General features: G+C 73.7%; 17 protein-coding genes. 11 read left to right on the forward strand and 6 right to left on the reverse strand.

Features of this window, described 5'->3' with window-relative positions; translation table 11 throughout:
• Positions 1-3 precede the first annotated feature (3 nt).
• Positions 4-876 carry a DMT family transporter gene (locus QSK37_RS19765; RefSeq protein ID WP_285623064.1) on the forward strand — a complete coding sequence of 291 codons (873 nt, stop codon included), beginning with the start codon at positions 4-6 and terminating at the stop codon, positions 874-876.
• On the opposite strand, the gene QSK37_RS19770 is transcribed toward QSK37_RS19765, so the two are convergent.
• From QSK37_RS19770 to QSK37_RS19795, 6 genes are all read right to left on the reverse strand, one after another.
• Positions 856-1,962 carry a glycosyltransferase gene (locus QSK37_RS19770; RefSeq protein ID WP_285623551.1) on the reverse strand — a complete coding sequence of 369 codons (1,107 nt, stop codon included), beginning with the start codon at positions 1,960-1,962 and terminating at the stop codon, positions 856-858. The two genes, QSK37_RS19765 and QSK37_RS19770, sit on opposite strands and share 21 nt — an antisense overlap.
• 5 nt (positions 1,963-1,967) lie before the next feature.
• Positions 1,968-2,747, reverse strand: coding sequence for a polysaccharide deacetylase family protein (locus QSK37_RS19775; RefSeq protein WP_285623067.1), 780 nt, complete (start codon positions 2,745-2,747; stop codon positions 1,968-1,970).
• A 130-nt stretch (positions 2,748-2,877) separates the two neighbouring features.
• Positions 2,878-3,660: an IclR family transcriptional regulator gene (locus QSK37_RS19780; protein WP_285623069.1), complete on the reverse strand. Its 783-nt coding sequence runs from the start codon at positions 3,658-3,660 to the stop codon at positions 2,878-2,880.
• A gap of 45 nt (positions 3,661-3,705) precedes the next feature.
• Entirely contained in the window at positions 3,706-5,343 is a 1,638-nt protein-coding gene (locus tag QSK37_RS19785) for an FAD-binding protein (protein ID WP_285623071.1), read from the reverse strand.
• A gap of 5 nt (positions 5,344-5,348) precedes the next feature.
• The gene (locus QSK37_RS19790; RefSeq protein ID WP_285623074.1) at positions 5,349-5,771 is read right to left on the reverse strand and encodes an Ohr family peroxiredoxin; all 423 of its coding nucleotides are present in this window, start codon (positions 5,769-5,771) and stop codon (positions 5,349-5,351) included.
• 19 nt (positions 5,772-5,790) lie between these two features.
• Positions 5,791-6,861: a cyclase family protein gene (locus QSK37_RS19795; protein ID WP_285623076.1), complete on the reverse strand. Its 1,071-nt coding sequence runs from the start codon at positions 6,859-6,861 to the stop codon at positions 5,791-5,793.
• Positions 6,862-7,080: 219 nt separating this feature from the next.
• On the opposite strand from QSK37_RS19795, the gene QSK37_RS19800 reads away from it, so the two are divergent.
• Genes QSK37_RS19800 through QSK37_RS19845 form a run of 10 tightly spaced genes read left to right on the forward strand, consistent with a single transcriptional unit; the run spans position 7,081 to position 17,582 of the window.
• Positions 7,081-7,947, forward strand: a complete 867-nt coding sequence (locus tag QSK37_RS19800) for an isocitrate lyase/PEP mutase family protein (RefSeq protein ID WP_285623078.1) — start codon at positions 7,081-7,083, stop codon at positions 7,945-7,947.
• A 5-nt stretch (positions 7,948-7,952) separates the two neighbouring features.
• Positions 7,953-9,257 carry a 3-isopropylmalate dehydratase large subunit gene (locus QSK37_RS19805; RefSeq protein WP_285623080.1) on the forward strand — a complete coding sequence of 435 codons (1,305 nt, stop codon included), beginning with the start codon at positions 7,953-7,955 and terminating at the stop codon, positions 9,255-9,257.
• Complete coding sequence (locus QSK37_RS19810) at positions 9,257-9,796, forward strand: LeuD/DmdB family oxidoreductase small subunit (protein WP_285623082.1); 540 nt, start codon at positions 9,257-9,259, stop codon at positions 9,794-9,796. Before QSK37_RS19805 ends, QSK37_RS19810 begins: the two co-directional genes overlap by 1 nt.
• Position 9,797: 1 nt before the next feature.
• Complete coding sequence (locus tag QSK37_RS19815; protein ID WP_285623084.1) at positions 9,798-11,432, forward strand: alpha/beta fold hydrolase; 1,635 nt, start codon at positions 9,798-9,800, stop codon at positions 11,430-11,432.
• A gap of 52 nt (positions 11,433-11,484) precedes the next feature.
• Positions 11,485-12,654, forward strand: coding sequence for an ABC transporter substrate-binding protein (locus QSK37_RS19820; RefSeq protein ID WP_285623086.1), 1,170 nt, complete (start codon positions 11,485-11,487; stop codon positions 12,652-12,654).
• Positions 12,655-12,673: 19 nt separating this feature from the next.
• Positions 12,674-13,558: a branched-chain amino acid ABC transporter permease gene (locus QSK37_RS19825; protein ID WP_285572243.1), complete on the forward strand. Its 885-nt coding sequence runs from the start codon at positions 12,674-12,676 to the stop codon at positions 13,556-13,558.
• Complete coding sequence (locus QSK37_RS19830; RefSeq protein ID WP_285623088.1) at positions 13,558-14,451, forward strand: branched-chain amino acid ABC transporter permease; 894 nt, start codon at positions 13,558-13,560, stop codon at positions 14,449-14,451. The genes QSK37_RS19825 and QSK37_RS19830 overlap by 1 nt, the downstream gene beginning before the upstream one ends.
• Positions 14,448-15,212: an ABC transporter ATP-binding protein gene (locus QSK37_RS19835; RefSeq protein WP_285623091.1), complete on the forward strand. Its 765-nt coding sequence runs from the start codon at positions 14,448-14,450 to the stop codon at positions 15,210-15,212. Before QSK37_RS19830 ends, QSK37_RS19835 begins: the two co-directional genes overlap by 4 nt.
• Before the next feature lie 19 nt (positions 15,213-15,231).
• Positions 15,232-15,960, forward strand: a complete 729-nt coding sequence (locus QSK37_RS19840; RefSeq protein WP_285623094.1) for an ABC transporter ATP-binding protein — start codon at positions 15,232-15,234, stop codon at positions 15,958-15,960.
• Entirely contained in the window at positions 15,957-17,582 is a 1,626-nt protein-coding gene (locus QSK37_RS19845; protein WP_285623096.1) for a class I adenylate-forming enzyme family protein, read from the forward strand. The genes QSK37_RS19840 and QSK37_RS19845 overlap by 4 nt, the downstream gene beginning before the upstream one ends.
• Positions 17,583-17,655 lie beyond the last annotated feature (73 nt).

Here is a 17,655-nt window from a genome sequence, read left to right on the forward strand (position 1 = left end):
GCCGTGGCGGAGTCGAGCGTTCCGCTGGCGTTGCTCAGCGCGCTGCTGTTCGCCGTGTCCGCCGCGCTGCAACAGCACGCGGCGCGGCGTACGGCCGCCGGGCCGGCGCCGCCCGGGGTCCCGGCGCTGCTGGCCGGGGTCGCGCGCGAGCCGCTGTGGTGGTGGGGCTGGTCGGCGGGCGCCGCCGGGTTCTGCGTCCAGGCGCTGGCCCTGCGTCTGGGGTCCATCGTCGTCGTGCAGGCGCTCAACGTCACCCAGTTGCTGTTCGCCCTGCCGCTCGCAGCGGCGCTCACCGGCCGCCGGCCGCTGCGCCGTGACTGGTGGGGAGCGGCGGCGGTCTGCGCCGGGCTGATCCTGCTGGTGACCGTGCGCGGCGGGGTGGAACCGGCCGCCGGACATCGGTCGCGGACCTGGCTCGTGGTCGTCGTGTCGGCCGGGATCGTCGCGTCCCTGCTGGTCCTCGCCCGCCGGCTCCGGCCGTGTCCGCAGGCCCGTGCCGTCGCGCTCGCCGTCGCCTCCGGGGTCTGCTTCTGCATGACCGCGGTGTTCCTGGTGTTCGCCGGCGAGGAGGTGTCCCGGCACGGCCTGCTCGCCGGCGCCTTCGGCCCGCCGACCGCCGGGCTGGTGGTCTCGACGGCCACCGGAACGGTCCTGGTGCAGAACGCCTTCGCCGGCGGTTCCCTGCCCACCGCGCTCACCGCGATGACCATCACCGATCCGGTGGCGAGCTGGATCGCCGGCGTGGTGGTGTTCGGCGGCCGGCCCGCCGTCGGCGCGGGCGCGCTGGGGGCGGGCGTGCTCGTCGCGGCGGGGGTGGCGCTGCTGGCCTCCTCCCCGACGTCGCACGACCAGCGGCTACCGCCGAGCCGAGCGTGAGCCGATCGTCTCGTACCGGTGGACCAGCGCGGCGACGGTGTCGGTCCACGGGTAGCGTTCGGCCGCAGCCCGCGCGGCGGCGCGCCGCAGGCGTTCGGGCACCTCGAGCAGATCGCGTACGGCGTCGGCCATGCCGGCGGGCGTCTCGTCGCTCACCACGCCCGAGCCGGGACCGCCGAGCAGCTCGCGTGCCGCGCCGGCCGCCGGCACCACGACCGGCGTGCCGCACGCCAGCGCCTCGAGAGTCGCCAGCCCGAAGGTCTCCGCCGGCGAGGGGAACAGCGCGACATCGGCGCTAGCGACCCGGCCGGCCACGTCACGCCGGTCGCCGAGGTGCCCGAGGAACGTGACGGGAAGCCCGCGGGCACGGCGCCGCAGTCGATCGCCGTCCGGGCCGTCGCCGATCACGGTCAGCTCGGCCGCCGTTCCCCGCTCGCCCAGGACGCGCAGGCAGTCGATCGCGCGCTCCGGGCGTTTCTCCCGCGACAGGCGGGTGACGGTGACCAGGCGCACCGCCCGGTCGCCCGCCGAGGCGCGGGACACCGGCCGGAACGTCTCGAGGTCGACGCCCAGCGGGATCCGCCGTACGTTGCGCGCGCCGACCCGGTCGAACTCGGCGCGGGAGAAGCCCGAGGTGACGATGACCTCGTCGGCGAGGCGAGCGAGGCGGCGGTTGACGGTGTCCGTGGCGGCCCGCAGGGGGAACCAGCGCGGCACCCGCGAGTACAGGATCGCGTCGAGACGTTCGTGGGAGAACAGCACCAGCGGCACCCCGCGGCGGCGGCTCCAGCGGGCCAGCCACAGCAGGCTGGTCTTGTCGCTCACCTCCAGCACGTCCGGCGGGCGCGCGTCCAGCAGCCGTCGTACGCGCCGCCGGCCGGTCAGGACCCGGTAGTTCCCGAGCCCGGGAAGGCTCAGGCCGCGTACGGTGACGCGCTGCCCGGAGGGCGTCTGCTCGACCGAGCCGGTGCGCCCCGGCACGATGAGGATCCGCTCGTGCCCGTACCGGCCGAAGCCCCGGCCGGTCTCGTCGAGCGCGACGCGCAGGCCGCCCGACGTCGGAGCGTAGAAGTTGGCGACCTGCACGATTCTCAATGCGACCCCGCGGTGTCCGGCACCACGTCCGAGTACGTGACCGCCCGCCCGCCGGCCGCCAGCACCGCCTCGATCGCGCGCAGCGCGGCGTCCCGGAGTCCGGGCCGGGCCAGGTCGTCGGGGTGCAGCGCGACCCGTATCAGGCCGCCGCGGCCGGCGTTCCACCGCGCCCAGCGTTCCATCGTCGCGGCGCCCAGCCGCTCTCCCGTGCCGCCGGGCCGGTGAGAGAGGGCGAATCCGCGCCGCATCCGCCCACTCCGCAGGTCGAGCACGCCGAGGTGCGAGGTGGTGTAGTGGAATCCGGCCCGGGCGAGCGCCCGATCGGTCGCGGCGGAGGCCAGCCAGCCGGGCGGGGTGAAGCCCCGTACGGACAGGCCGAGCTCTGCCAGCACCGCGCGGCCGCGCGCCAGCCGGTCGGCCGCCTGCGCCTCGTCGAGCGCGGCGAACTCGGCCGCTCCCCGGGCCACGAGCCGGCCCAGCAGCCGGCGCGGCGGCGATCCCTCCGGTCCGGCGCGGTGGGTCCAGCCGTGCAGCACGAGCTCGTCGCCGCGTGCCGCCCTCGCCCGCAGCACCTCGGCGTACCCCGGCTCGTCGGCGAGAGGGGCACCGCGCCACGGTCCGGGGATGACCAGAAGCGACACCGGGATCCCGAGCGAGTCGGCGTCCGCGCACCAGCGCCGCGTCTGGCCGGCCGTGGCCGGGGCGACGTCGTGGACACTCACCACCAGCCGCGTCACCCGGTTGCTCGCCGGCCCGTGCGTCTTCGTGTCCCTCATGTCAGGCGGCCCGCACTCGTCACGTTGGCGACCTTCACGAGAGTGATCGTGACCCACCGGGTGCGCATCCCCGGCCACGCCGCGGTACCGCCGCGGCGAACATCAGGCGAACGCCGGTGACCGCCGGGGATCAGTGGCCGAGGCGGGTGGACAGCTCGCGGGCGGACGAGGTGACGGCCTCGATGATCTCCAGCAGGCGGCTGCCGCGGAACCCGTCGTTCACCCCGCCGAGGCTGAGCGTCGCGGCGATCTCGCTCTGCGCGTCGAACACCGGGGCGGCCACCGCGCCGACGCCGTACAGGTAGTCCTCCTCGCTGATCGCGTAGCCGTCGCGGACCACCTTGTCGAGCCGGTCCGTGAGGGTCTGCGCGTCGACCATGGTGTTGGAGGTGTACTGGTCCAGCGTCCGGGCCAGCCAGCGGTCGCGCAGCTCCTCGGAGAAGGCCAGCATCACGACCGGCCCGGCGGCCGTGTGGTAGGGCAGCACGGTGCCGACCCCGACCGTGTTGACCCGCACCGGGTTGTTGCCCTGGACCATGTCGACGCAGACGGCGCCCTCCTGGCCGGGGATCATCAGGTACGCCGTGTCGCCGAAGCGGTCGGCGAGGCCGCGCAGGAACGGCACGGCCTCGTCGCGCAGGCTGAGCTCGGCGAGCGCGACCGCGCCGACGCGGAAGGGCCGCATCGTGAGCCGGTACGTGGCGCCGTCGCCGCGGGTCAGCCAGCCGGCCCGGATGAGCGTCGAGGCCAGCCGGTGGACCGTGGTCTTGTTCATGCCGGTGGCCGCGGTGAGGTCGGTCAGCGTGAGAGTCGGCTTCTCCCGGGTGAAGCACTCCATGAGCTGACACGCCTTCAACACCGAGACCACCAGGTTCTTGGGGTCGACGGCCGCCGTCCCCTGGTCGCCGGTCATCGACCCTCCCCCGCGTGTTCCGTAATCCGGTCCATATTCCGAATTCTATCGGCGGGCCTGGACCGTCGCGGCCAGCGCGTGTGACGCCGCCGCATAGGCATAGGTGTAGTTGCGCGCGTTGGCCAGACCGGTGACATAGCCCCTGAGTTCCTTGGTGGCGGCGGCGTTGCCGGTGGCGTACAGGCCGGTCACCGCGCTGCCGTCGCGGCGCCGTACCCGTCCGTGCCCGTCGATCCACAGCCCGAGGGTGCCCATCCCGAAACCGACGATCGACAGCGGCAGAGCATAGTACGGCGGGGTGGCCAGCGGGCCGAGGTTCGGATTGGGCGCCTGGAGCGGATCGCCGTAGGCGCGGCGGATGAACGGCAGGGTGCCGCGGCCGAACTCCGGATCCTCGCCGCGCGCCGCGCCGTCGTTGTAGGCGGCCACGGTGGCGGCCAGGCCGTCCGGGTCGATCCCGGCGACCTCGGCGAGCTCGCGCACCGAGCCGGCCCGCACGATCGGGTCGGGCCACGCCTCCCCGGGCCCGTACGGCCCCAGGCGATAGCGGCGGCGGAACTCCTCGTCGGCGACGAACCAGCAGGGGAAGTTGGCCCACCGCTTGTTCCGCCCGTCGTAGCGGCGCAGCGCGCCGATCAGCGCGCCGTAGTAGCTCTCGTCGCCGAACCGCCGTCCGTCGCGGTTGACGATCATCGAGTGCGGCAGCCCCAGGTGTTCCAGCAGCGGCCGGCACAGGGGCACGTCACCGCCGGGGTGGGTCTCGCCGGGGAAGTGGAAGCCGACGCTGAAGAACGGGTCCGCGCCGCGGACGGTGGCCGCGCCGGCCCGCTGCGCCAGCAGCAGGTTGTCGCCCTCCACCACGGGCGGCGCCGACTCGACGAGCGCGGGCACGTCCTCCAGCTCGCAGGCGTCCGGCGCGCAGCCGTACCCGCCGGTGGCGATCAGCACGCCGCGCCGCACGCGGACCGTCGTACGACCGCCGGGCCCGTCCAGGACCGCGCCCGCGACGACGTCGCCGTCCATCACCAGCCCGGAGACGCGGTGGTGCAGCAGGCAGTCGACACCGCGTTCGGTGAGCGCGGCCCGTACGAAGGCGGCCGACAGCCCGGAGCCGTGGGTCAAAAGGTCCGTCTCCTCGCCGTGCCGGCGCAGCCGGTCCAGCTCGGCGGGATCCAGCGCCCGCTCGCCGTAGAGGTCGTCGCGGCTGACCCCGGTCTGGTAGTACGGACTCGGTCGCAGCCGGTCCCGCCAGGCGCCGAGGGTCGCGCCGGGCACGACGCACTCCAGGAGGCGTCCCTCGGCCGTGGAGCCGGGTGCCGGGTGGTAGAGGTCGGGGCAGTTCCGGATCACCTGGAAGGGCACGCCGGCCTCCCGATACCAGCGCGTGGCCTCGACCGCCAGCTCCAGGTAGGCACGGCGCGACGGGCGGTCGACCGGGCGGCCCTCGCCCTGGACGTGGTCGAGATAGGCCTCCGTCGCGGACAGCGAGTCGTCCAGCCCTTCGTCGGCGGCGAGGTCGGTCGCGCCGGCCCAGACGAAGCCTCCGCTGTAGGCGGCCACGCCGCCGACCATGCCGGATCGCTCCACGACCAGCACGTCGGCCCCGAGAGCGTGCGCGCGCACGGCGCCGGCCAGGCCGCCGAGGCCCGCTCCGACGCAGAGGAAGTCGACGACGCGGTCCATGGCTCTCAGCTCTCGATCCGCACGTCCACCGGGATGTTCCCGCGCACCGCCGCGGCGTACGGGCAGACCTGCTCGGCCTCGGCCACGGCGTCGCGCAGTGCGGCGGCGTCCGCCTGCGGCGCGGCGACCGTGAGCCGTACGCCCAGGCGGAACCCGCCCCCGTCACCCCGGTGCAGGTCGACCTCGCCGCGCGCGGACAGCTCGCCAAGCTCCAGCCGGCGCCGCCGGCCCACCGCCGCGACGCTGCTGAGGAAGCAGGCGGCGAACCCGGCCGCGAACAGCTGCTCGGGGTTGGTGCCGGCCCCGTCGCCGCCCAGTTCCTTCGGCGCGGCGAGGGTGATGTCCAGGACACCGTCCGCGCTGCGGGCGGAGCCGGCGCGGCCGTGGGCGACGTCCACGAGGGCGGTGTAGAGGGGTGCGTCGGACATGGTCCTCCTTGCTGGCCGTTCAGATGACGGCGACAGGGGTGATGGGTGAACCCGTCCCGCCGGGCACGGCCAGCGGAGCGAGGATGAGCATGAAGTCGTCGCGCCCCTCGGCGGCCAGCGTCTCGGCGAGAGCGTCGAGCGCCATGCTGTGCACGAGGTGCACGCCGAGGTAGACGAGGGCGAGAACGTGCACCGGGAGCCGGCACTCGTCGACCGGCACGGGAAAGGCGTCCCCCGGCCCGTCGGTCCCGACCAGCGCGGCGTCCCGCTCGTGCACGAACCGCAGCGCGTCCGGATGCAGTCCGGACAACCGCCCGTACCGCCCACCCGACCCGGAAGCGGAGCCGGACACGGGCGCGGTACCGGGCACCGAACCGGACGCGAAACCGGCCCCGGACGCGAGCGCCGACTCCGGCGCAGAGCCAGACGCGGCACCGGAAACCGACCCGGGCGCGGAGGCGGACACCGACCCGGACGTGGAGCCGACGGTGGGGGCCGAGCCGGGCTCGGGTGTCGTTGCCGACCATCGGCCGGTGCGTACGATCAGGGCGTCTCCCGGGGCGAGGCTCGGTGCCGCCGCGGCGAGTTCGTCGTGACCCACCGCGGTGCCGGGCGGCAGGTGGTCGACCCCGCGCAGCCGAGGGATGTCGGCCAGTACGGCCCGGGTCACCACCGGGACGGCGGTCGTGATGTCGCAGGCGCTGACGCCCTCGGGTCCGGCCATCTCCCTGAAGTCGCGACCGCCGTAGCCGCGACCACGGTGCGCGATGTGGCTCAGCGCGTCCATGTGGGTGATCTCCAGGCCGTGGCACTCCGAGCGCACCCGGTCGCTCGCGGCCTGGACGTCGCCGCCCGCGTTGGAGCCCCACCAGGTGATCATCCGGTGGTCGAAGGCACTCTCGCCGGCCCGCGGATAGTACGGCGGGAGGCCGTTGCGCAGCGGGCGGGCGAGGGAGAGTGCCCGGCCGCTGCGCACGAGCGCCGCCGCGGCGCGGATCCGTTCGGCGTCGATGAGGTTGAGCGCGCCTCGCTCGTCGGCCTCGCCCCACCGGCCCCAGTTGCCGCCGACGCCGGGCCAGAACGTGTCCATCGAACTCCTCCAGCCGGGCCGCCACGAACAGGTCAGTGAAAGTAGTTCCGGATGACGGACTATCACACGAGACCGCGACACCGGTCAAGACCATCGCCGCAGACCCTTCTGACCAGCAATCCGGGTCGAATGTTTCGGCACCGTGAACCTATTGACAGCCCATAGGGCGAAACCTAGTGTCTCCTCCGAAATCTATTCCGTATTCCGGAAAGGGGAAGCATGACAGCGACGCGCCTCCGTGAACTGATGGCCGACGACATGGTCTTCGCCCCGGGTGTGTGGGACGGTCTGACCGCACGCCTCGCCGAGCAGGCCGGCTTCCGCGCCCTGTGCGCCTCGGGCTTCGCGATCTCCGCCGCGCTCGGCCTGCCCGACGCCGAGCTGTACACGATGTCGGAGAACCTCGACGCGGTGCGCCGGATCATCGAGGCAAGCGACCTTCCGGTGATCGCCGACATCGACACCGGCTACGGGAACGCCGTCAACGCCGCCCGTACCGCACGCCGGTTCGCCGACGCGGGCGTCGCCGCGGTCTTCATGGAGGATCAGGAGTCGCCCAAACGCTGCCCGATCTGCGTCGGCGACCCGGTCCCGGTGATCAGCCTGGAGGAGGCCACCGGGAAGATCCGCGCGGTGCGCGACGCCGTCGGCGACCGCCTCATCGTGATCGCCAGGACCGACGCCGCCGGCGAGGAGGCCCTGGCCCGCGCGGAGGCGTACGTCGCCGCGGGCGCCGAGATGATCATGCCGGTCACCAAGACGTTCACCACCGTCGAAGAGTGGGCCGGGTGCCACAAGCGGGTCGGCGTCCCGCTGATGGCCACGCTCACGGCCTCCACCTGGGTGGAACGCGACTTCACCCCCGAGCTGCTGCGCGAGGTCGGCGTACGACTGGCGCTGCTGCCGACCCAGGTCCTGCTCTCCGCCACCGGCGCCATGCGTGAGACCCTGCGCCGCCTGCGCTCGGGTGAACCGCCCGCCCAGGTCAGCGCGGACGCGCTGCCGCACCACGACTTCGTCGACCTGATCGGCTTCGCCGACGTGGAGAAGGCGCAGGAGAAGTACCTGCCGGCGGCCGGGGCGTGAGCGACGTGACCCAGCCGACGGAACAGCCGACGCCCCGGAACGGCACGGCGCTGACCATCACCGAGAAGATCCTCGCCCGCGCGGGGGGCCTCGGCGAGGTGCGCCCCGGGCAGAACCACCCGTTCCGCCCGGACTACATGGTGGCCTACGACTTCCCCGGCTACACCGACCTGATGTTCAAGCAGATGCACGACGACTTCGGCATCACCGAGGTCGACGATCCGGAGCGGTACCTGGTCTTCATCGACCACATGCTGTCCAACGGGGACCAGCGCGAGGAGGAGGTGCACGACGTCACCCGGCGCTGGGGCGAGTTCTACGGCATCACCGTGCACGAGGGGCGCGGGATCGGGCACCAGGTGGCGGCGGAGCTGGGCTACGCGCTGCCCGGCAAGTTCCTCATCCACTTCGACGGCCACATCAGCGGTCTCGGCGCGTTCGGCGCGCTGGGCTGGGGCGTGCGCCGCGACCTGCTCGAGGCGTGGGTGAGCGGGCGGATCTTCCTCGACGTGCCCGCCTCGACGCGCTTCCACCTGACCGGGTCCTTCGCACCGGGCGTGGACAACCGCGACCTCATCCACGAGATCATCTCCCGGGTCGGCGCGGACGGCTGCGCGCACCAGGTCATGGAGTTCACCGGGCCGGGCGCGGAGAACATGAGTCTCGGACGCCGCCAGGGGCTGTGCGGGATGGCCATGTTCACCGGCGCCGTCTCCGCGATCTTCAACCCCGACGACGCGGCGCTGGAGTACGCCCGCCGCGTCGCTCGCGCCGAGTTCGAGCCGCTGACCAGCGACCCCGGCGCGGCCTACACGGCGACGCACGAGATCGACCTCGACGCGCTGCGCCCGCGGGTCGTACTGCCCGGCTCGGCCCGCGCCGCGAACACCCTCGGCGTGGATGAGGCGGCCGGCACGCCCATCACCCGCGCGTTCATCGGGTCGTGCGCGAGCGGCCGGATCGAGGACATCCGGGCCGCCGCCGAGGTGCTGCGCGGCCGCAGGGTCGCGCCCGGCGTGCAGCTCAACGTCGTCCCGACCTCGCAGCTCATCCACCGGCAGGCCGAAGAGGAGGGCCTGCTGGACGTGCTGCGCGAGGCCGGCGCGAACGTGGCCATCTCCAGCTGCGACTTCTGCTTCGGCTACGCCCGGCCGCTCCAGCCGGACGAGAAGTGCATCTCCACCGGCGTGCTGAACATCTCCGGCCGGATGGGCAGCACCGGCGCCGACATCTACATGGGCTCGGCCTACACCGTGGCGGCCAGCGCCGTCTCAGGCCGGATCACCGACCCGCGGGAGGTGGTGGAGTGATGGAGCCGGCATCCGTCCTGCCCGACGTCCTGCGCGGGCGCGTCGCCTGGATCTTCGGCGACGACTTCGACGTCGACCTGATCGTCGGAGTGGAGAACATCAAGTACTACGACCCGGACAAGCTGCGCGCCGTCTGCATGAAGGCATTCGACCCGGAGTTCGTGGACCGGGTCCAGCCGGGCGACGTCGTCGTCGGCGGGCGCAACTTCGGCTACGGCCACCCGCATTACCCGCCCCTCGTCGCCCTGCGCAACCTGGGGATCAGCGCGGTCCTCGCCGAGTCGTTCTCGCCCGGCTTCTGGCGCGGCGAGACCTACAACGGCATGCCCCTGGTCGCCGTCCCGGGCATCGCCACGGCGGTGCGGCGGTTCGACGCCGTGGAGGTCGACTGGCGGCGAGCCGTCGTACGGCTGCCGGACGGGACGGAGCTGACCGGCGACCCGCCCAGCGAGCGCGTGGTCAAGGTGCTGGAGTCCGGCGGCAGTCTCAACCTGCTGCTGCGGGAGCACGGCCGCCGCCGGACCCCGGCGGAGGGCTGACATGCGGGGCCGCTACCTCGACACCGGCCACGGGCAGATCCGGGTCTGGCTCACCGCGGACCGTCCGGGCGTACTGGTGCTGCCCGGGATCCGCTGGTCCGGCCGGCCGCTCGCGGAGGAGCTCACGCTCCGCGCGCCGGACCGGCCGGTCGCCGTCGCCGACCTGCCGGGCACCGGCGGATCGGCGCCCGGCGCGGCGGCCCGCGTGGGCACGGCGGCCGACGCGCTCGCCCGGGTCGCGACCGCGCTCGGCGCGCACACCGTCGTCGGGCTGGACATGAGCTGCGACCTGGCCGCCGCCGTGGCGGGCCGGGCGCCGGGCTGCCGCGAGCTGTTCCTGGTCGACCCCGGGTACCTCGCGGCCGCGCGGGAACTCCCCCCGCCCGACCTGACGCCGCGCGCCGACGGCACCCACCTGTCGCGGCTGTGGCACCTCGTACGGGACGCGCACCTCTTCCCGCCCGGAGCGCCGCGCGCCGCGGTGCCCGGCCGGGCCGAGCTGCCCGGACCCGCCGCGCTCGACCGTACGGTCGTCGCGTTCGCCGAGCACCCCGAGGACTTCGCGGCGCTCTGGCAGACCTGGTGCCGCGCGGCCGAGGACCCGCTCGCCGGCGCCGGTCCCGCCCCGCGCACGGTCGGAGCCGACGGCACCGGGCCGACGCCGGGCGACCGCTGGCTGACCCTGCTCTCCCGCGCGCACGGCGACTCGCGGCCCTCCCCCGAACCACGGCCCGCCCGGCGGGCGTTGCCTCTCGCCGGCGCGCCCGGCGACGTACGGGACACGGAGGTGCGGCGGGAGTTCGCCGACACCTCGGCGGGGCAGGTGCACCTGCGGCTCGCGGGCGACGCGACCGCGCCGCCGCTACTGGCGCTGCATTCGGCGCCCGGATCCGCGCGGCTCCTCGAACCGCTCATGCGGGGACTGGGCGCGGACTTCCACGTGCTCGCCCCGGACTACCCGGGCAACGGCGAGTCGGACAAGCCCTGGCGTGACGAGGTGGACATCGGGCGGCTGGCCGACGCGATGGCCGAGGTCGTCGAACGGCGGGCCGGCGGGCCCGTGCACCTGTGGGGCACCCACACCGGCGCCGTGATCGCGCTGGAGCTGTGCGTGCGCCGCCCGGACCTGGTGCGCCGGGCCGTACTGGAGGCGCCGCCGCTGCTGCCGCCCGAGCTCACCGCCGACATCCTGGAGCACTACCTGCCGCCGCTGCGGCCGGACCGGTTCGGCTCCCACCTCGTACGGGCCTGGGGGATGCGCCGCGACATGTTCCTGTTCTGGCCGTGGTACCGCGACCGGACCGCCGCGAGCCGCCCCCTGCGCGTGCCGCGCGCGCGAGAACTGCACGACTGGACCGTCGGCCTGCTGCAGAGCGGTCCGACCTATCACCTCAGTTACGCGGCGGCCTTCCGGTACCCGACGCGGGACCGGCTGCCCGAGCTCACGACGCCGGCGCTGATCTGCGCCGGCCCCGACGACATGCTGGCCGACAACCTCCCGGCCCTGCGCTCCGCGGCCCCGGACGGCGTCACCCTCGCCCCGACGCCCGCGACCTGCTGGTACCCCGACCAAGATCCCGCCGCGGTCGCCGAGACCGTGCGGCGGTACCGGGATTTCCTCACCGCCGCCGGCTGACGACGCCGGCCGAAGACGCGCAGTCCCGGGATCCCTTCTCTGAGGAGACGCAATGGCACCATCCCTTCGCCGCCGCGGACCGCTCGGCGTGCTGATCACCGTCGCCGCCCTGCTGGCCTCGGCGTGCAACGGCGACACGCAGAGCGGCGACGTCAAGGTCGGCTTCATCACCGCGCTGACCGGGCCCGTCGCCTTCGCCGGGCAGACGTTCGCGCACGGCACCGAACTCGCCGTCGACCAGCTCAACCAGGAGGGCTACCTGGGGAGCGGCCGGAAGATCGAACTGGTGAAGAAGGAGGGCGCCGAGACGCCCGCCCGCGCCGTGGAGCAGGCCAAGCAGCTCGCCGGCGACCAGAGCGTCGTCGGCACCATCTGCTGCATCCTGTCGCCGACGGCCGGCGCGGTGAAGCCCATCACCACGGCGGCCAAGATGCCGCTGGACATCTACGGCGCCACCGACCTCGGCCTGGAGAAGCCGCCGTACGTCGTGCGGACCACGACGATGCCGCAGGACGCCAACAAGAGCCTCGCGCAGAAGGTCGCCCAGCAGGTCCGCCCGGCGTCGGTGGCGTACGCGGTGACGCAGGACAACTCCGGCTGGGTCTCCCAGCTCAAGAGCTTCCAGGAGGGCTTCGCCGGCACCGGCGTACGGGACCTCGGCACCGTCAACACGCTCGCCGCGCAGACCGACTTCAGCGGGGCGGCCGGTCAGCTCATGGCCAAGAACCCGGCGGCCGTCGTCGTCGCCTGCCTCCAGCAGTCGTCCATCTCGCTGATCAAGGCGCTGCGCAGCCGCGGCTACAACGGGCTCATCGTGGCGAGCGAGGCGATCGGCAGTCCCGGCGCCTACAAGGCCGCGGGCGGCGCGCTCGCCGGCATCCCCTTCCCGGTGTACTTCTTCGCCGGCAAGGCCGACGCGCAGGGACAGAAGTTCGCGCAGACGTACAAGGCCAAGTACGGCACCGACCCGGACGACTACGCGGCCCAGGGCTACATCGCCGCGTACACGATGGCCACCGCGATCAAGAACGCCGGCAAGAACGTCACCCGGGCGAGCGTCACCAAGGCGCTGTCGTCGCTGAAGCAGCTGGACGGCACCATCTACGGCACGGTCGGCTTCCAGAACGGGCAGCTGCACGCCCCCGAGAGCATCGTCCACATCACCTGGACCAAGGACGGGCGGCAGACCGAGTGGACGCCGTCGGGCGCGGGCAAGTCGTGAACGGGCCGGTGACCTGACCATGTTGTTCGTTCAGCAGCTCATCAACGGCCTCGCCCTCGGCGCCGTGTACGCCCTGTTCGCGGTCGGGTTCGGCGTCGTCTTCTCCACGATGCGGATCCTGAACCTGGCCCAGGGCGTGTACGCCACCTGGGGAGCGATCTTCGCCTACTGGGCGGTCGCGCACGCCGGACTGCCGTTCGCGGTCGCCTGCCTGGTCGGCACCGCGATCGGCGCGGTGGCGGCGGTGGCGGTCGACCAGGTGGCGTTCCAGCCGCTGCGGTCCCGCGGCGGCGAGCAACTCCTCGGCACGATCATCACGAGCGTCGCCCTGTGGATCTCGCTGCGCGAGGCGGCCAGCCTCGCCACCGGCGCGGCGCCGCTCGGCTTCCCGCCGGGCACGGTGCCGGGCGGCCTGATCCGCTTCGCCGGCCTGCGGGTGCTGGCCACCCAGGTCATCGCGGTCGTCTGCGCGATCGCGGTGACCGCCGTGATCCACGTGATCCTGCGGCACACCCGGCTGGGCGCGGCGATCCGCGCCGTGGGACACGACCGCGGCGCGGCCATGCTCGGCGGGGTGAACCCGCGCGTCGCGATCCTGACCGCGGCGGCGCTGGCCGGGGCCGCGACGGGACTGGCCGGGGTGTTCTACGCCGACGGGCAGACCTTCACCTTCGGCCTCGGCGACGGCCTGCTGCTCCAGGGCTTCGCGGCGGTCGTCATCGGCGGCATGGGCGACGTGCGCGGCGCGGCGTTCGGTGGGTTCGCGATCGGCGTCGTCCAGGTGCTGTCGGCCCAGTACATCTCCAACTCCTTCCAGGACGCGATCACCTTCGGCCTGCTGCTGGTCGTCCTGGTCGTACGGCCGCGCGGCCTGCTCAAGACGGTCGAGCTGGGGAGGGCCTGATGGGACAGCAACTCACGCTCCTGATCAGCGCCGCCGAGTTCGCGCTGGCCGGCGCGGTCCTGGCGCTGAGCACGTACATGACGCTGTGGGCCGGCCTGCTCAGCTTCGCCACGGTGAGCTTCGCCGCGGTCGGCGCGTTCTTCGCGACCCACCTGATGAACTCCGCCGGGCTGGGGCTGTGGCCCGCGTTGCTCGTCGGCGGGCTCGGCGGCGGAGTGGTCGCCGCGGTCACCGGGCTGCTGCTGATCCGGCTGGCCGGCCACTGGCTGGCACTGGCCACGGTCGCCCTCATCCTGGTCACCCGGGTCGTCGTGGTGAACCTCGGCGGGCTGACCGGGGGCTCGCAGGGCGAGGTGGTCCCGGTCGAGGTGCACCTGTGGCAGCTCATCGTGGTCCTGGGGGTGGCCTGCCTGATCCTGGCCCGGCTCGCCCGGTCGAGGTTCGGCACGGCGGCGGTGGCGACGCGGGAGGACCCCACGGTCGCCGCGACGATGGGCATCCCGGTACGCCGTGTGCAGGCGGTCGCCTTCGTGATCAGCGGCGTGCTCGGCGGGGTCGGCGGCGTGCTGCAGGCGGGACTGCTGCGCTACATCGACCCGGACAGCTTCTACATCGACCTCGCCGTGACGGTGATCGCCTGTGTCGTGCTCGGCGGCGCGTACCACTGGTTCGGGTCGGTCATCGGCGCGGTGGTCTTCACCGGGCTGCCGGTGTACGTGAACCAGTTCATCGGCCAGGGCCAGGCCATCATCGACGGGGCGCTCCTGCTGATCATCATGATCTGGCTGCCCGGCGGCCTGGTGGACCCGCTGCGCTGGCGGCGGCTGCGGGACGGACGCCGCCCCGCGCCCACGCCGGACAAGAGGCGCGAACCGGCGGAGGTGAACTCATGAGCGGTACGGAGGCGCTGGCCGTCGACGGCCTGGCCAAGCGGTTCGGCGGGCTGAGCGTGCTGCGCTCGGTCAGCCTCACCGTCCCCCGCGACACCGTCTTCGGGATCGCCGGGCCCAACGGGGCCGGCAAGACGACGCTGCTCAACATCATCAGCGGTCTGCTCCCCGCCGACGGCGGTTCGATCCGGCTGTACGGCGACGCGTGCCACCACCTGCCGGCGCAGGCCCTGGCCCGCCTGGGCGTCTCCCGTACGTTCCAGAACATCCGGTTGCTGCGCGGCCTCACCGTCGTCGAGCAGGTGCTCGCGGGGACCTACCGGCGCCGGCGGGTCGGCGGCCTCCGGGGTTCGGCCGGCACGCCACGGGCCCGCGCGGAACTGCGCGACCTGCGGGAACAAGCGCTGGAGACCCTGGAGTCGGTCGGCCTGCGCGACGCCGCCGACCGGCTGGCCGAGACCCTGTCGTACGGCGACCAGCGCCGGCTGGAGATCGCGCGGGCGCTGGTGTCGCGGCCCCGGCTGCTGCTTCTGGACGAACCGACCGCCGGCATGAACGCGGCCGACTGGACCGGGATCGGCGAGCTGGTGACCGGCCTGCGCGAGAGCGGCACGACGATCGTCGTGGTCGAGCACAACATGCGCCTGATCCAGGCGATCTGCGACCGGGTCGCGGTGCTCGCCTCCGGCGAGGTCATCGCCTGCGACGAGCCCGGCGTCTGCCTGCGCCGCCCCGAGGTGCGCAAGGCGTACTTCGGCAAGTGATAGAGAAGGAGACGAGGCCATGCTGACCGTCGAGTCGCTCGAGGTGACCTATGGTTCCATCCGCGCCGTGTCACGTCTCGACCTCTCCCTCGGCAAGGGGCGGGTCGCCGCCCTCCTGGGCGCGAACGGCGCGGGCAAGTCGAGCACGATGCGCGCGATCGGCGGGCTGCTGCGCCCGAGCGGCGGGCGGGTCGTCTTCGACGGGACCGACATCACCGGGATGCCCGCGCACCGGGTCGCCCGGCGCGGCCTCGCGCTGGTGCCGGAGGGCCGGATGGTCGTCGGCTGCCTGACCGTACAGGAGAACCTCGATCTCTCCGCGTACGCCCGTGGCCGGCGTCGCACCGCCCTGGTCGATGAGGTGTACGACCTGTTCCCCCGGCTGGCCGAACGCCGTCGGCAGACCGCGGCGCTGATGTCGGGCGGCGAGCAGCAGATGCTGGCGATCGGCCGGGCGCTGATGACCGCGCCGTCTCTGCTGCTGCTCGACGAGCCGTCGATGGGCCTGTCCCCCGCGTTGGTCGACACCGTCTTCGCGGCGATCTCCGCGATCCGCGCCACCGGCATGACCATGCTGCTGGTCGAGCAGAACGCCGCCCTCGCCTTCCCGCTGGCCGACCACGCGTGCCTCATCCAGCGAGGTGAGATCGTCGCCGAGGGCGCCCCGGAGGAGCTGGAGAAGGACCCCGCGACCATCGCCCGCCACCTCGGCATCGAGGACGAGCCGCGCGTGAAGGAGAGTTCATGAGTCCGTACTGGCAGGCGCTTTACGGACCGGGCGTGCCCGGCGAGATCGACGTCGAGGCGGACAGCGTGGTGGAGCTGTTCCGCCGCCGCGTCGCCGAGCGGCCGGGCGCGCCGCAGCTCCACTACTTCGGCACCACCCTCGACCGTGCCGAGGTCGACCGGCTGAGCGACGCGTTCGCGGCGGGGCTCGAGCGGCGCGGCGTCGGCGCGGGCGACCGGGTGGCGGTCGCGCTGCAGAACACCCCGGTCTGCGTGCTGGCCGTGCTCGCGGTCTGGAAGCTCGGCGGCACGGTCGTGCCGGTCAACCCGATGTACAAGGAACGGGAGCTCGCCCACCTGCTCGCCGACTCCGGCGCCCGGGTCCTGGTCGCACACCCCGCCGCCCGGGACGTGGTCGCCGCGCTGCCCGCCGGGAACGCGCCCGCGCACGTCCTGTACTCCCGCGACGGCGCCCTCGCCGCGGACGCCACCGGGCCCTGGCCGGACGGCGCGGACGACGACGTTCTCGCCATCCTGGAGGAGGGCGGCGCACCGCAGGCCGCGGCGGCCCCGGGACCGGACGACGCGGCGCTGCTCAGCTACACCTCCGGCACCACCGGCCCGGCCAAGGGCGCGATCAATCTGCACCGCAACCTCGCCTACCAGGTCGCCGCCTGCCGCACCTGGATCGGCCTGGGCGACGCCGACTCGATCCTCACCGTCGCGCCGCTGTTCCACATCACCGGCCTGGCCATGCACCTGGCGCTCGGCCTCGGCGGCGGTCTGCCGCTGGTGCTGACCTACCGGTTCGACGCCCGTACGGCGGCGGCGCTGGTCGAACGCTACCGGCCGACGTTCACCATCGGGTCGATCACCGCGTTCATCGCCCTGCTGGGCGAGCCCGCGGCCCGCGAACACGACCTGGGCTCGCTGTCGAAGGTGCTCAGCGGCGGCGCGCCGGTGCCGGCCGCCACCGTCCGCCGGTTCGCCGACGAGTTCGGCGTCTACATCCACAACGCCTACGGCCTGACCGAGACGACCTCGGCCGCGGTGGCCGTGCCGCTCGGCACCCGCGCGCCGGTCGACGAGACGTCCGGCGCCCTGGCGATCGGCGTCCCCCTGCCCAGCGTCCGGGTGGAGATCCGCGGCGACGACGGCCGGCCGCTGCCGGCCGGAGAGGTCGGCGAGCTGGCCATCAGCGGCCCGCAGGTCGCCGCGGGCTACTGGCGGAACCCGGCGCAGACCCGCGCCTCGTTCCCGGAGGGCACGCTGCTCAGCGGGGACGTCGGCTTCATGGACGCCGCGGGCTGGGTCTACCTCGTCGACCGCAAGAAGGACATGATCGTGGCGGCCGGCTACAAGGTCTGGCCGCGTGAGGTGGAGGACGTCCTGTACGAGCATCCGGCCGTACGCGAGGCGGCCGTGGTGGGCGTCCCCGACCCGTACCGGGGCGAGACCGTGCGGGCGTTCGTCAGCCTCCGCCCCGGCGCGACCGCGACGGAGGCCGAACTCCGGGACTTCTGCCGCGCCCGGATGGCCGTGTACAAGGCTCCCGCCCAGGTGCTGATCGAGGACGACCTGCCGAAAAGCGTCACCGGCAAGATCCTCCGCCGAGAACTGCGCGACGCGCCGGCGCGATCGTGAGTGCCTGATCGACTGGCCGAACGGCGTTCACCGCGGCCCAGTGTCCGGCTTGTTGGACGCGGCCGAGCGGGCC

Origin of the sequence: Actinoallomurus iriomotensis (assembly GCF_030269445.1) — a bacterium.
Lineage (GTDB): Bacteria > Actinomycetota > Actinomycetes > Streptosporangiales > Streptosporangiaceae > Actinoallomurus > Actinoallomurus iriomotensis.

Excerpts from the sequence above, each read along its gene's own strand:
- QSK37_RS19775 (WP_285623067.1), bottom strand. The coding sequence starts at position 2,747 with ATGAGGGACACGAAGACGCACGGGCCGGCGAGCAACCGGGTGACGCGG.
- QSK37_RS19780 (WP_285623069.1), bottom strand. The coding sequence starts at position 3,660 with ATGACCGGCGACCAGGGGACGGCGGCCGTCGACCCCAAGAACCTGGTG.
- QSK37_RS19785 (WP_285623071.1), bottom strand. The coding sequence starts at position 5,343 with ATGGACCGCGTCGTCGACTTCCTCTGCGTCGGAGCGGGCCTCGGCGGC.
- QSK37_RS19790 (WP_285623074.1), bottom strand. The coding sequence starts at position 5,771 with ATGTCCGACGCACCCCTCTACACCGCCCTCGTGGACGTCGCCCACGGC.
- QSK37_RS19795 (WP_285623076.1), bottom strand. The coding sequence starts at position 6,861 with ATGGACACGTTCTGGCCCGGCGTCGGCGGCAACTGGGGCCGGTGGGGC.
- QSK37_RS19800 (WP_285623078.1), top strand. The coding sequence starts at position 7,081 with ATGACAGCGACGCGCCTCCGTGAACTGATGGCCGACGACATGGTCTTC.
- QSK37_RS19810 (WP_285623082.1), top strand. The coding sequence starts at position 9,257 with ATGGAGCCGGCATCCGTCCTGCCCGACGTCCTGCGCGGGCGCGTCGCC.
- QSK37_RS19815 (WP_285623084.1), top strand. The coding sequence starts at position 9,798 with ATGCGGGGCCGCTACCTCGACACCGGCCACGGGCAGATCCGGGTCTGG.
- QSK37_RS19820 (WP_285623086.1), top strand. The coding sequence starts at position 11,485 with ATGGCACCATCCCTTCGCCGCCGCGGACCGCTCGGCGTGCTGATCACC.
- QSK37_RS19825 (WP_285572243.1), top strand. The coding sequence starts at position 12,674 with ATGTTGTTCGTTCAGCAGCTCATCAACGGCCTCGCCCTCGGCGCCGTG.
- QSK37_RS19830 (WP_285623088.1), top strand. The coding sequence starts at position 13,558 with ATGGGACAGCAACTCACGCTCCTGATCAGCGCCGCCGAGTTCGCGCTG.
- QSK37_RS19835 (WP_285623091.1), top strand. The coding sequence starts at position 14,448 with ATGAGCGGTACGGAGGCGCTGGCCGTCGACGGCCTGGCCAAGCGGTTC.
- QSK37_RS19840 (WP_285623094.1), top strand. The coding sequence starts at position 15,232 with ATGCTGACCGTCGAGTCGCTCGAGGTGACCTATGGTTCCATCCGCGCC.
- QSK37_RS19845 (WP_285623096.1), top strand. The coding sequence starts at position 15,957 with ATGAGTCCGTACTGGCAGGCGCTTTACGGACCGGGCGTGCCCGGCGAG.